12 protein-coding genes and 1 pseudogene are annotated in these 12,454 nt (G+C 59.5%); 6 read left to right on the top strand and 7 right to left on the bottom strand.

Going from position 1 to position 12,454, the window contains the following annotated elements:
• Positions 1–47: 47 nt before the first annotated feature.
• The 5 genes from sirB1 to hemA are packed head-to-tail and all read right to left on the bottom strand — an operon-like array spanning position 48 to position 4,520.
• Entirely contained in the window at positions 48–857 is an 810-nt protein-coding gene (gene sirB1, locus ACK3SD_RS07980; protein WP_137763042.1) for an invasion regulator SirB1, read from the bottom strand.
• 3 nt (positions 858–860) lie between these two features.
• Positions 861–1,253: a SirB2 family protein gene (locus ACK3SD_RS07975; RefSeq protein WP_137763041.1), complete on the bottom strand. Its 393-nt coding sequence runs from the start codon at positions 1,251–1,253 to the stop codon at positions 861–863.
• A gap of 32 nt (positions 1,254–1,285) precedes the next feature.
• A complete protein-coding gene (gene prmC, locus ACK3SD_RS07970) occupies positions 1,286–2,119 on the bottom strand; it encodes a peptide chain release factor N(5)-glutamine methyltransferase (protein WP_481127380.1) in 834 nt (277 codons plus the stop codon).
• Entirely contained in the window at positions 2,119–3,201 is a 1,083-nt protein-coding gene (gene prfA / locus ACK3SD_RS07965) for a peptide chain release factor 1 (protein WP_481127379.1), read from the bottom strand. The genes prmC and prfA overlap by 1 nt, the downstream gene beginning before the upstream one ends.
• A gap of 56 nt (positions 3,202–3,257) precedes the next feature.
• Positions 3,258–4,520, bottom strand: coding sequence for a glutamyl-tRNA reductase (gene hemA, locus ACK3SD_RS07960; protein ID WP_481127378.1), 1,263 nt, complete (start codon positions 4,518–4,520; stop codon positions 3,258–3,260).
• Between the two features lie 231 nt (positions 4,521–4,751).
• Here hemA and lolB point away from each other — a divergent pair, with 231 nt between their 5' ends.
• The 3 genes from lolB (at position 4,752) to prs (ending at position 7,308) form a co-directional block, all read left to right on the top strand.
• Complete coding sequence (lolB, locus tag ACK3SD_RS07955; RefSeq protein WP_481127377.1) at positions 4,752–5,387, top strand: lipoprotein insertase outer membrane protein LolB; 636 nt, start codon at positions 4,752–4,754, stop codon at positions 5,385–5,387.
• Positions 5,384–6,238, top strand: a complete 855-nt coding sequence (gene ispE / locus ACK3SD_RS07950; RefSeq protein WP_481127376.1) for a 4-(cytidine 5'-diphospho)-2-C-methyl-D-erythritol kinase — start codon at positions 5,384–5,386, stop codon at positions 6,236–6,238. Before lolB ends, ispE begins: the two co-directional genes overlap by 4 nt.
• Before the next feature lie 122 nt (positions 6,239–6,360).
• A complete protein-coding gene (gene prs / locus ACK3SD_RS07945) occupies positions 6,361–7,308 on the top strand; it encodes a ribose-phosphate diphosphokinase (RefSeq protein WP_137763035.1) in 948 nt (315 codons plus the stop codon).
• A gap of 83 nt (positions 7,309–7,391) precedes the next feature.
• On the opposite strand, the gene ychH is transcribed toward prs, so the two are convergent.
• Positions 7,392–7,670, bottom strand: coding sequence for a stress-induced protein YchH (ychH, locus tag ACK3SD_RS07940; protein WP_481127375.1), 279 nt, complete (start codon positions 7,668–7,670; stop codon positions 7,392–7,394).
• Between the two features lie 273 nt (positions 7,671–7,943).
• Here ychH and pth point away from each other — a divergent pair, with 273 nt between their 5' ends.
• Positions 7,944–8,528 carry an aminoacyl-tRNA hydrolase gene (gene pth / locus ACK3SD_RS07935; protein ID WP_137763033.1) on the top strand — a complete coding sequence of 195 codons (585 nt, stop codon included), beginning with the start codon at positions 7,944–7,946 and terminating at the stop codon, positions 8,526–8,528.
• Positions 8,529–8,567: 39 nt separating this feature from the next.
• On the opposite strand, the gene ACK3SD_RS07930 is transcribed toward pth, so the two are convergent.
• Entirely contained in the window at positions 8,568–10,094 is a 1,527-nt protein-coding gene (locus tag ACK3SD_RS07930) for a SulP family inorganic anion transporter (protein ID WP_481127374.1), read from the bottom strand.
• 331 nt (positions 10,095–10,425) lie between these two features.
• Between ACK3SD_RS07930 and ychF the strand changes: the two genes are divergently transcribed.
• Together ychF and ACK3SD_RS07920 are read left to right on the top strand one after the other, a co-directional pair.
• Complete coding sequence (gene ychF / locus ACK3SD_RS07925) at positions 10,426–11,517, top strand: redox-regulated ATPase YchF (protein WP_481127373.1); 1,092 nt, start codon at positions 10,426–10,428, stop codon at positions 11,515–11,517.
• Between the two features lie 145 nt (positions 11,518–11,662).
• Positions 11,663–12,236: pseudogene (locus ACK3SD_RS07920) on the top strand (tyrosine-type recombinase/integrase); the annotation flags it as partial.
• Between the last annotated feature and the right edge of the window lie 218 nt (positions 12,237–12,454).

Genomic DNA, 12,454 nt, shown 5'->3' with positions numbered 1-12,454 from the left:
CTTTCGCCTTTATTAAAAATAGGAAACAGTCCATTAAACCAGCAGGCTCAGTGCAGCACGACCTGCTTGCTCTCAAGGGCGTCAATTTGAGTTTTCAGCACCTGGGATACCGGATCGTCAGGGCACTTCTCAACAAAATAGCGCAAATCCGCACGCGCGATATGCTCGCAATCGAGGTGGGCATAGATCAGGCCCCGATCACGGATCTCATAGGGGTCGTCTGGCTCGAGGGTCAGAATCGCCTCGCTGGTCGCCAGCGCCAGCTCCATCTGCCGCTCTTCCATCAGTGAGGCTTTCAGCGTCTCCAGCATCTTGCGCACCACCTGGCTGTTGGGGCTTTCGTCGATGTCCTCATCCTCAAGCTGCGCACCTACACCGAGGTTGCCCTTCAGCCACGCCTGCAGCGTGTGCTCGCTCAGTGTCTCGCCATTGAGCGGGTTGATGAGCCACATCTCCTCCTCCAGCCAGTCGGCACGCAGGATCAACTGCGTCGGGAAGATGACTGGCGAGAGCGGCAGGCCAATCGCCGCAGCGATGTAGAGGAACAGCGCGCCAAGGGAGACCGGCGTGCCCTCACGCGAGGCCAGCACCCGGTCCAGCCAGATGGCGTCTGACAGACGGTAGACGCCGCCCGCGCCGCCAAAGCCCCAGGTGTGGTAAAACAGCGTAATCAGCGCTTCCAGCCGCTGCTCATGATGGCCGCCCGATGGCACGGCGCGCTCTGCCTCAGCCACCAGCGCCTGCAACTGGCTCGACACCTCATCGCCAGAAAAGTCAGCGCGAATCGCCTCAAACACGCGGATCATGCCGGCACTCAGCGGCACGTCATCAAAAGCAAATTCAGCCAAACTACTCATTCATTATCCTAACAACAGCGGCATTTTGGTCACCGCCAGATTAACTACTGACGCCACGCAGAGCAGCGCCAGGATGAAATAGGCCCAGCGGGCCGGCAGGCCGCGTGGCTTCTTGGTCAGGGCGCCAAAGCCCAAACCAATATAGATAATAACGCCGAATAACTTCTCCGTCAGCCATGCGCCTTGCGGGCTGAAAGGATAGAAGTGGGTGATGAACACCAGCGCCACGCCACTGGCCAGCAGCAGGGTGTCATTTACATGCGGCAGGATGCGCACCCAGCGCTGCTGCAAACGCGGCGAACGGCGACAGAGCCAGTAAAACCGCACCACCAGCAGCGTGACGCTGAGGATCACGGTCAGGACATGGAGATCTTTTACCCATACATAGGTTGGCATGTTTCTTCCTTAACAGAGGGAGGGGGGAGCCGTCAGCCGGCCCACTGCCCGAAGGTGACGCGGTCATTGCCGCCGTAGTCCTGCCGGGTGGCGACCTGGGTGAAGCCACGGTGTGAGAGCGCCTGACGCACGGCTTCGGCCTGTTGCCAGCCATGCTCCAGCAGCAGCCAGCCAGCGGGCAGCAGGAAGCCCGGTGCCTCGCTGATAATCTGGTGCAGATCCGCCATCCCTGCCTCATCCGCCACCAGCGCGGAGGCCGGCTCGAAACGCACGTCCCCCTCCGCCAGGTGCGGGTCAAGGGCATCAATATAGGGGGGATTGCTGGCAATCAGCGCAAAGCGCTCGCCAGCCAGCGGGCTGAACCAACTGCCCGTCAGGAAACGGACATTGTGGATGTTCAGGGCAGCGGCGTTGCGTTGCGCCAGCGCCACCGCCTCCGGTTGGCGATCGACACCCGTCACCTGATCCTGGGGGCGCTCGCTCGCCAGCGCCAGCGCAATTGCCCCGGTGCCGGTGCCAAGATCCAGCACCCGGCTGGGTGAGGCCGGCAGGCGCGCCAGTGCCTCTTCCACCAGACATTCGGTGTCCGGGCGCGGGATCAGGGTGGCAGGCGAAACCGCCAGCGGCAGTGACCAGAATTCGCGCTCCCCCACCAGATAGGCGATAGGCTCGCCCCGCTCGCGCCGTGCCAGCAGCGTCTCAAGCTGCTCGGCCTGCGCGGCATCCAGCTCCGTCTCGCCAAAGGCGAGCAGGTAGGTGCGCGCACGGCCAGTGACGTGGCCCAGCAGGATCTCCGCGTCGCGGCGCGGGCTGTCGCTTGCGGTAAGACGGGCGGCGGCCGCCGCCAGCCAGCTGCGGAAATCCATTACTCTTGCTCGGACAGCGCGGCCAGCTGATCCGCCTGATACTCCTGCACAATCGGCTGGATCAGCGTATCCAGCTTGCCTTCCATCACCTCGTCCAGACGGTAGATGGTGAGGTTGATGCGGTGGTCAGTGACACGCCCCTGCGGGAAGTTATAGGTACGGTTGCGGTCAGAGCGATCGCCACTGCCGAGCAGGTTGCGGCGGGTAGACGCCTCTTCCTGCTGGCGCTTCGCCATCTCCCCGGCACGGATGCGCGCGCCCAGCACAGAGAGGGCCTTGGCCTTGTTCTTGTGCTGTGAACGCTCATCCTGGCACTCCACCACGATGCCGGTCGGCAAGTGGGTGATGCGGATCGCGGAGTCGGTGGTGTTAACGTGCTGGCCGCCTGCGCCGGAGGAGCGGAAGGTGTCAATTTTCAGGTCGCTTGGGTTGATGTCCGGCAGTTCAGCCTCCGGCACCTCTGGCATTACCGCCACGGTGCAGGCGGAGGTGTGGATGCGCCCTTGCGATTCGGTCTCCGGCACGCGCTGCACGCGATGGCCGCCCGACTCAAACTTAAGCTGGCCATAGGCACCTTCGCCGGAGATTTTGGCGATCACCTCTTTATAGCCGCCATGCTCGCCCTCGTTGGCGCTCATGATCTCCACCCGCCAGCGGCGGCCCTCGGCGTAACGGCTGTACATGCGGAACAGGTCGCCGGCGAAGATCGCCGCCTCGTCGCCGCCAGTGCCAGCGCGCACTTCCAGGAAGCAGTTACGCTCATCGTCCGGGTCTTTCGGCAGCAGCAGTACCTGCAACTGCTGCTCCAGCTCCTCCAGCGCCGATCTGGCCTGCTTGATCTCATCCTGCGCCATGTCGCGCATCTCTGGATCCTCAAGCATCATCTCGGCGGTTTGCAGGTCATCCTGCACCTGACGCCAGTGCTGGAAGCAGCGGGTCACGTCGGTAAGCTGGGCATACTCACGCGACAGGGCGCGGAAGCGCTCCTGGTCAGCAATGACGCCGGCATCGCCGAGCATCGCCTGAACTTCTTCATGGCGCTCTTGCAACGCTTCCAGTTTGGCAACAATAGAGGGCTTCATGCGTGGTGTTTAACCTTGTTTCTGATAGGAAGAATCGATCTGCTTTGTATTGAAAATTATGGCTTTTCCAGCCCAAGCGTGTCACGCAAAATCTGCAGCCGCTCCACATCGCCGGTACGGGCCGCCTGTTGCAGGGATTTGGTCGGCGCATGGATCAGGCGGTTAGTCAGCTTGTGTGCCAACTCATGGATCACTGCCTGCACGTCCGCGCCCTGCGCGATGGCGGCCAGCGCCCGCGCCTCCATATCATCACGCACGCTCTCCGCCTGAGTGCGGTAGTCACGGATCATCTCCACCGCGCCCTGTGAGCGCAGCCAGGCCATGAAGTTGGTGCTCTCCTGAGCGACAATCGACTCCGCCTGCACCGCCGCCGCTTTACGCTGCGCCAGGTTGTTCTGGATGATGGAGTGCAGGTCGTCCACGCTGTAGAGGTAGGCATTGGAGAGCTTGCCCACTTCTGGCTCGATGTCACGCGGCACCGCGATGTCCACCAGCAGCATCGGCTGGTTACGGCGCGATTTCAGGGCGCGCTCGACCATCCCCTTGCCGATGATCGGCAGCGGGCTGGCGGTGGAACTGATGATGATGTCGGCATCCGCCAGACGGGCGTCAATCTCCGGCAGCGTGATCACCTCGGCACCCACCTCATCCGCCAGCGCCTGAGCGCGTTCACGGGTGCGGTTGGCAATCATCATGTGCTTGACCCGGTGCTCGCGCAGGTGGCGCGCCACCAGTTCAATGGTTTCGCCCGCCCCCACCAGCAGCACGTTCAGATCAGCCAGCGACTCAAAGATCTGGCGCGCCAACGTACAGGCAGCGAAGGCCACAGAGACTGCACTGGCGCCAATGTCAGTTTCGGTACGCACTCGCTTGGCGACAGAGAAGGATTTTTGGAACAGGCGCTCCAGTTCGCCGGAGAGCGAATGGCCGCGCTGCGACTCGGCAAAGGCTTTCTTCACCTGCCCCAGGATCTGCGGCTCGCCCAGCACCAAGGAATCCAGCCCGCTGGCGACGCGCATCAGGTGGCTGACGGCATCGTTGCCCTGATGCCAGTAGAGACTTTTGCGCACCTCATCTTCGCTGAGATGGTGGTAGTCGCAGAGCCAGGCCACCAGCTGCTCCTGCAGGTTCTCCTTCTCCTCCACGCTGAGGTACAGCTCGGTGCGGTTACAGGTAGACAATACAACGCCACCCTGCACCAACGGTTGCTGGAGCAGGCTGTCCAACGCCTGATCGAGGGTATCCGGGGAGAAGGTCACCCGTTCACGCAACGACACTGGCGCGGTTTTATGATTAATACCTAATGCAAGCAGGGTCATGGGAATGGCTTTGAATAATACTTGTCTTGATATGGGATTGGTCTGAGCGGCATTCTACTTGATGAGCGGGATCAATAAAAGTAAGACCGCATTATCAGTGCAATTGATGAAATCCTGTTCTCGCCGGGGATCAGTAACATAAGAAAATTGACGCTCCGGGGTTTCGCCGTTTAGCGTGGGCAGCTTATGTTAGAATTAACGTACCATTCGACAAGGACACGATAAATTACTATGCCAATGCAACCGCGAACCCGCCTCCCCGCCCTGTTGCGCCTTCTGCCCCTCGCCAGCGTGCTGCTGGCGGCCTGTAGCACCACCCCGCGCGGCCCGGCCACCAGCCCCGACTCCCCGCAGTGGCAGCAGCACCAGCAGCAGGTTCAGCACCTGAGCGCTTACCAGACGCGCGGCGCCTTCGCCTACCTTTCCGACCGGCAGAAGGTCTACGCCAACTTCTTCTGGCAGCAGTTCAGCCCGACCAGCTACCGCCTGCTGCTCACCAACCCGCTCGGCAGCACCGAGATGGAGCTGAAGGTGCAGAATGGCGTGGCGCAGCTGACCAACAGTGAGGGCAAGCAGTATGTCAGCGACAACCCGGAAGAGATGTTGCAGAAGCTGACTGGCATGGCCATTCCGCTCAACAGCCTGCGCCAGTGGATGCTCGGCCTGCCGGGCGATGCCAGCGACTTCACGCTGGATGACCGCTACCGCCTGAGCGACCTGACCTACCAGCAAAATGGCCTGACCTGGAAAGTCACCTATGCCGACTATAATGATGAGGTGCAACCGTCACTGCCCAGCAACCTGACGCTGACGCAGGGCGAGCAGCGCATCAAGCTTAAGATGAACCGCTGGGTTGTCAGCCAATGACGCGTTACTGGCCCTCGCCGGCGAAACTGAACCTGTTCCTCTATATCACCGGTCGCCGGCCGGATGGCTACCACCTGCTGCAAACGCTGTTCCAGTTTTTGGAGTATGGCGACACCATTGGCGTTGCGCCGCGTGAGGATGGGCAGATTGTGCTCAGCACCCCCGTTGAGGGGGTGCCCGATGAGCAGAACCTGATGGTGCGCGCCGCCCGGCTGTTGCAGAGCCACTGTGTGGCGGCGGGCCTCCCGCTGCCGCCGGGCGCGACGCTCAGCGTGGAGAAGGTGCTGCCGATGGGCGGCGGGCTGGGCGGCGGCTCCTCCAATGCCGCGACGGTGCTGGTGGCGCTCAACGAGCTGTGGCAGTGCGGCCTGAGCGATGAGGCGCTGGCGGCGCTGGGCGTCCAGCTGGGCGCGGATGTGCCAGTGTTCGTGCGTGGCCATGCCGCCTTTGCCGAGGGCATTGGCGAGCAGCTGCAACCCGCTGATCCGGCGGAGAAGTGGTATCTGGTGGCGCACCCTGGGGTGAGCATCCCGACCCCAGTGATCTTTGGCGACCCGGAACTGACGAGAAATACCCCAATCCGGCCAATAGATGTGCTGCTCACCTCACCCTACGCAAATGATTGCGAACCGATTGCAAGAAAACGTTTTTGCGAGGTTGAACAGCTTCTTTCATGGCTGTTAGAATACGCGCCGTCACGCCTGACTGGCACCGGAGCATGTGTTTTTGCTGAATTTGACAGTGAATCCGCTGCCCGCCAGGTTTTGAGTCAGGCTCCTGAGTGGGTACGCGGTTTTGTGGCACGAGGCGTCAATATATCGCCGCTACACCGCGCCCGCGCCGGGAGTTGATGACCGCCGGCCTGCCCTGCACCGCCGGCGGATGACGTGATGGAATACCCGTATGTATATTGGGGCATGCCCGCGAACGTGCCTACAATATCTTCTCTGGACGCAAGCCTGAGGTTCTTCTCGTGCCTGATATGAAGCTTTTTGCTGGTAACGCCACCCCGGAACTAGCACAACGTATTGCCAACCGTTTGTACACCAGCCTTGGTGACGCTGCTGTAAGTCGTTTCAGCGACGGCGAAGTAAGCGTACAAATCAACGAAAACGTACGCGGTGGTGATATTTTCATCATCCAGTCCACCTGTGCCCCCACTAACGACAACCTGATGGAGTTGGTGGTGATGGTCGATGCGCTGCGCCGCGCCTCCGCAGGCCGCATCACCGCGGTAATCCCCTACTTTGGCTATGCCCGCCAGGATCGCCGCGTGCGCTCCGCGCGTGTGCCCATCACCGCGAAAGTGGTGGCGGACTTCCTCTCCAGCGTAGGGGTAGACCGTGTGCTGACTGTGGACCTGCATGCTGAACAGATTCAAGGCTTCTTCGATGTGCCGGTAGACAACGTCTTTGGCAGCCCGATCTTGCTGGAAGATATGTTGCAACAGAACCTGGAGAACCCGATTGTGGTCTCTCCAGACATCGGCGGTGTGGTGCGCGCCCGTGCCATTGCCAAGCTGCTGAACGACACGGACATGGCGATCATCGACAAGCGCCGTCCGCGCGCCAACGTCTCCCAGGTGATGCATATCATCGGTGACGTGGCTGGTCGTGACTGCGTGCTGGTGGATGACATGATCGACACCGGTGGCACCCTGTGCAAGGCGGCGGAAGCGCTGAAAGAGCGCGGTGCCAAGCGCGTGTTCGCTTACGCCACCCACCCGATCTTCTCTGGCAATGCCGTAGAGAACATCAAAAACTCCGTCATTGACGAAGTGGTAGTGTGCGACACCATCCCGCTCTCCCCAGAGATCCGCGCCCTGAGCAAGGTGCGCACCCTGACCCTCTCCGGTATGCTGGCGGAAGCCATTCGCCGTATCAGCAACGAAGAGTCTATCTCTGCGATGTTCGAGCATTAATTCGGGCGGCCCCTGGCCCTCGCGTTAACTCTGCTTGCAACAAAAAACCGCCGGTTATGCCGGCGGTTTTTTTATCGATCAAATCAGCGGGGATGATGGGTATGCGAGCGGGTACAGCGCTTATCAAAATGTTTAACCCACCAGTAGCGATCGCAAACCTGTTCACGGCCACCGATCCTTGCCCCAGTCAGCCAGAGCAACGCCCCCACGAAGATACTGACCACCGCGCCGTGGGCGAAAAACTGCGGCAGATTGAGTTGTGGCAACTGGTTGAGCATTGAGTAGCCAACCCCGCCCACCATGGTGATTAACCCGATGCCCATCAGGACGTTACCTAGCCGGGTTGCGTTTCTGCGTCTCATATGTCACCTCCTTGAGGTCACCTGATTAATGATGGCCGCTAACAGGCTTAAGTATAGGAAGCGCTTATGATGGCGTTTGCGGTTACGATCACAGAGTAGTGCGAATTTTGACAAATCTTTACGGAATTGGCGGCGTTTTGATTAGCAGTTTTAATAGTTTACAGAGTTCACTATTCGAAATGCATTAGATTTGGCACCCTGTGCGGCGGCTTTTGTCATTAGGTTCATCCACGGGTAAACTAACCGGCTTCATTCTTAGTTAAGCGAATTCCCGTGAGCAGCATAAAACTCATCGTTGGCCTGGCAAACCCAGGCGCTGAATATGCCCAGACCCGCCACAATGCCGGTGCTTGGTTCGTCGATCTGCTGGCGCGCCAGCACAATGTCTCCTTAAAAGAGGAGAGCAAATTTTTCGGCCACACGGGCCGGCTGAATCTGGCGGGGCAGGATGTGCGCTTGCTGGTGCCAAGCACCTTCATGAACCTGAGCGGCAAGGCCGTGGCAGCGATGGCGACCTTCTACCGCCTCAACCCGGACGAGATTCTGGTCGCGCACGATGAGCTGGATATCCCGCCCGGCGTCGCGAAGATCAAACTTGGCGGCGGCAACGGCGGCCACAATGGGTTGAAGGACATCCAGAGCAAATTAGGTAACAACCCGAACTTCTACCGCCTGCGCATCGGCATCGGCCATCCGGGTGACAAAAATAAGGTGGTGGGCTTTGTGCTTGGCAAGCCGCCCACCAGCGAACAGCAGCTGATTGACAGCGCGATTGATGAGTCGCTGCGCTGCACCGAACTGTTGATGAAAGAGGGTCTGGAGGTGGCGATGCGCCGCCTGCACAGCTTCAAGGCGTGACGTTCAGGCGGCGGGCCTGCTGCCCGCCGCCCCTCCCCATCAGGTGCGGCGAATGTCGCCCGTCCCCGCTTTCCCCTCATCCGGCTGGTAATCCTCTTCCGCCACAAAATAGTGCGGATCGTCCAGCTCATGGCTACAGAACGGGCCAGCTTTCGCCAGCAGTCGCACGCAATCCGGGCTAAGGTGGCGCAGGCGAATGCGCTTGCCGGCGTCCAGGTAGCGGCCGGTCAGCTTATCAATCGCCTCCACGCCGCTGGAGTCCATCACCCGCGTTGCCGCGAAGTCAATCACCACCTCCGCTGGATCCTGGGCCGGGTCGAACAGCTCCGCAAAAGAGGCGGTGGAGCCAAAGAACAGCGGCCCCTCCAGCTGGTAGACCGCCACGTCGCCCTGCTGCTGGCGACGGCGCACCGTGATGCGCGCGTGCTGCCAGGCGAAGACCAGCGCAGAGATAATCACCCCACTGATCACCGCCACCGCCAGATCGGTGAAGATGGTAATTAACGTAACGATCACCATCACTAGCGCATCGGCCTTTGGCATCCGGCGCAGGCGGCGCAGTGAACTCCACTCAAAGGTGTTGTAGCAGACCACCAGCATGATACCGGCCAGCGCCGCCACCGGCAGCAGGCCGATATAGTGCGACAGGCTGACCACGAACAGGATCAACAGCAGCGCCCCCACGGTGCCGGAGAGACGCCCGCGCCCGCCAGAGGTGAAGTTGATGATGGACTGGCCAATCATGGCGCAGCCGGCGAAGCAGCCAAACAGCCCGCACAGGGTGTTGCCCGCTCCCTGCGCGATGCTTTCACGATTGCCGTTGCCCTTCTTGTCGCCCATCTCATCCAGCACCGTCATGGTCAGCAGCGACTCAATCAGTCCCACCAGCGCGATGACCACCGCATAGGGCAGCACGATGCGCAGCGTCTCCAGCGTCAGCGGCACGGTCGGCAGGCTGAAGCTGGGCAGCGTACCGGTGATGTCCGCCATGTCGCCGACCCGCAGGGTGTGCAGGTTAAAGCCGATGGCCACTGCCGACACAATGATCAGCGCCGCCAGCGACGACGGGATGACGCGGGTCACTTTCGGGAACAGGCAGACCACCAGAATCGCCAGCAGCACCAGCCCATACATCAGCGGCCCCTGCCCGGCAATCATATGCAGCTGCGCCAGCATGATCACAATCGCCAGCCCATTGACGAAGCCGTGGATCGCCGGCAGCGGCACCAGCCGGATGAGCTTGCCGAGGCGGAACGCGCCGATGGCAATCTGGATCAGGCCGGCGAAAATGGTCGCCCACAGCACATAGGCCATACCATGTTCGCTGGCCAGGCTCATCAGCACCACCACGATCGAGCCGGCCGCGCCGGAGACCATGCCGGGCTTGCCGCCAAACAGGGCGGTCACCAGACCGATGATAAAGGCCGTGTGCAGGCCAACGATGGGCGACAGTCCAGCCACCAGCGAGAAGCCGACCGCTTCCGGGACCATAGAGACCGCAACGACGCAGCCCGCCAGGACATCATTTTTGACGTCAGCGAGCCTGGCGTTCTTCATTCCAGACATGAGAATTTCCACATTTTATAGGATGTACCACAGCTCCCCGTTTCAGGGGATACAGAATCCATCGCAGGCGCGATGAGGTGCAGCGAGCGCTGCCAGGGCGGGATCACAACTCAGGGTGGAGTAGGCAGAAAGTGCATCCGGCGCGTTTCCAGTTAGTTAATCAGAAGTAGCAGTATCGGTAATGGAGGCGTGAAAGGCAAGCCCGGCCACCGGGCGGCAGATGCGGATCGAGATAACGGCGCTTTCCGTGTATAATAACGTGATAGTGTGCAATTCGATTGTGCGGACATTGTTAACCGCATGATATTTAAGCGATTAAGGTGATATAAACATGGGATTCAAATGCGGTATCGTCGGCCTGCCGAACGTGGGTAAATCAACGCTGTTCAACGCCCTGACCAAAGCGGGCATTGAGGCGGCGAACTTTCCGTTCTGCACCATAGAACCCAACACCGGCGTGGTGCCGATGCCCGATCCGCGTCTGGACAAACTGGCGGAGCTGATCAAGCCGCAGCGCGTGGTGCCGACCACCATGGAGTTCGTGGACATCGCCGGTCTGGTGAAGGGTGCCTCCAAGGGCGAGGGCCTGGGCAACCAATTCCTGACCAACATCCGTGAGACCGAGGCCATCGGCCACGTGGTGCGCTGCTTTGAGAACGACAATATCATCCACGTGGCGGGCAAAGTGAACCCGGCGGAAGATATCGACGTGATCAACACCGAGCTGGCGCTCTCTGACCTCGAGACCTGTGAACGCGCCATCCAGCGTGTGCAGAAGAAAGCCAAAGGCGGTGACAAAGACGCGAAAGCGGAACTGGCCGCACTGGAGAAGTGCCTGCCGCAGCTGGAGAACGCTGGCATGTTGCGCGCGCTGGATCTGAGCGCGGAAGAGAAGGCAGCCATCCGTTACCTGAGCTTCCTGACGCTGAAACCGACTATGTACATCGCCAACGTCAACGAAGATGGTTTCGAGAACAACCCGTACCTGGATCAGGTGCGTGAGATCGCGGCCAACGAAGGTTCCGTGGTAGTGGCAGTCTGCGCGGCCGTCGAGTCTGACATCGCCGAGCTGGAAGATGAAGACCGCGCCGAGTTCATGGCCGAGCTGGGTCTGGAAGAGCCGGGCCTGAACCGCGTGATCCGCGCCGGTTACGAGCTGCTGAGCCTGCAAACCTACTTCACCGCTGGCGTAAAAGAAGTGCGCGCCTGGACCATCCCGGTAGGCGCCACCGCCCCGCAGGCCGCAGGCAAGATCCACACCGACTTTGAGAAAGGCTTCATCCGCGCCCAGACCATCGCCTATGACGACTTCATCACCTACAAGGGTGAGCAAGGCGCCAAAGAAGCCGGCAAGATGCGCTCTGAAGGTAAAGAGTACATCGTCAAAGATGGCGACGTGATGAACTTCCTGTTCAACGTCTAATCCCAAGCACGCCCTGCCGTGCCTGTGAACCCAAAAATCCACGCTATCGCGTGGATTTTTTTATGCCATGACGTCTTACGCAATCTATTGAAAGCACAGCCAAAATAAGCACGAGGATGAGTACAATCAATTTTTAGGTGAATATCACAAACAGGCACTGAATCCTCAGCGTATCAGGAAGCTATTAAGCTGTTTTGATAACAGCCGTGGCTCATATCAGGTTAACTATTGCATGTGACTAATGGGGTGGACACTAGCGCGACCAGCCGAAGTCACCGAGGCAGAATTCGATCTTGATAATGCCCTGTGGACCATTCCGGCAGCGCGAATGAAAGTCCGCAGAGAACCGTTATTCCCCTACCCTCCCAAGCAGTCAAAATGCTCAGAACGTTACAAGGATTAACCGGGCATCGGCAGCACCTTTTCCAGGCAGAGATAATCCGCCAGGTCCTATGACATCGTACTCCCTGCGTCAGCTACTAAAAGCCTCGGCTGGAGTGGTACTTATAGCCCATATGCAACCCGAACTACAGGGAGTACTGATGGGATATTGGCCTGATACTATTGAGGCCCAACTAGCGCACGCTGATACCAACAATGTTCGTCGAACATACAACCATGCAACTTATCTTGATGAGCGTAAAGTGATGATGCAGGAATGGGCTGATAGGCTTGATGGATGGATAATCAGCACTGATAGCAGTGCTGTTGTTTCGTAAATGATGATGAACTGGTGTGTTAATGCTGATAATAAAATATTGTTCCCTTAGAATAAGAAAATACCATGTTTTCACCTAAGCTTAATCAACTTCCTGATTTTAAGACACCCGCTGAACGTTATCCTTTCATCCCCTCAACCATTATTACCGATTATATATGAGCCGGTACCACGTTTCTGGCAATGAAAGCCAGTATGGGAAAGACTCTGGGGGCAGGT

The organism is Chimaeribacter sp. YP20170169, assembly GCF_056739715.1.
The sequence above is the reverse complement of the archived record's forward strand: the minus strand, read 5'-3'. Positions and strand labels throughout refer to the sequence as shown.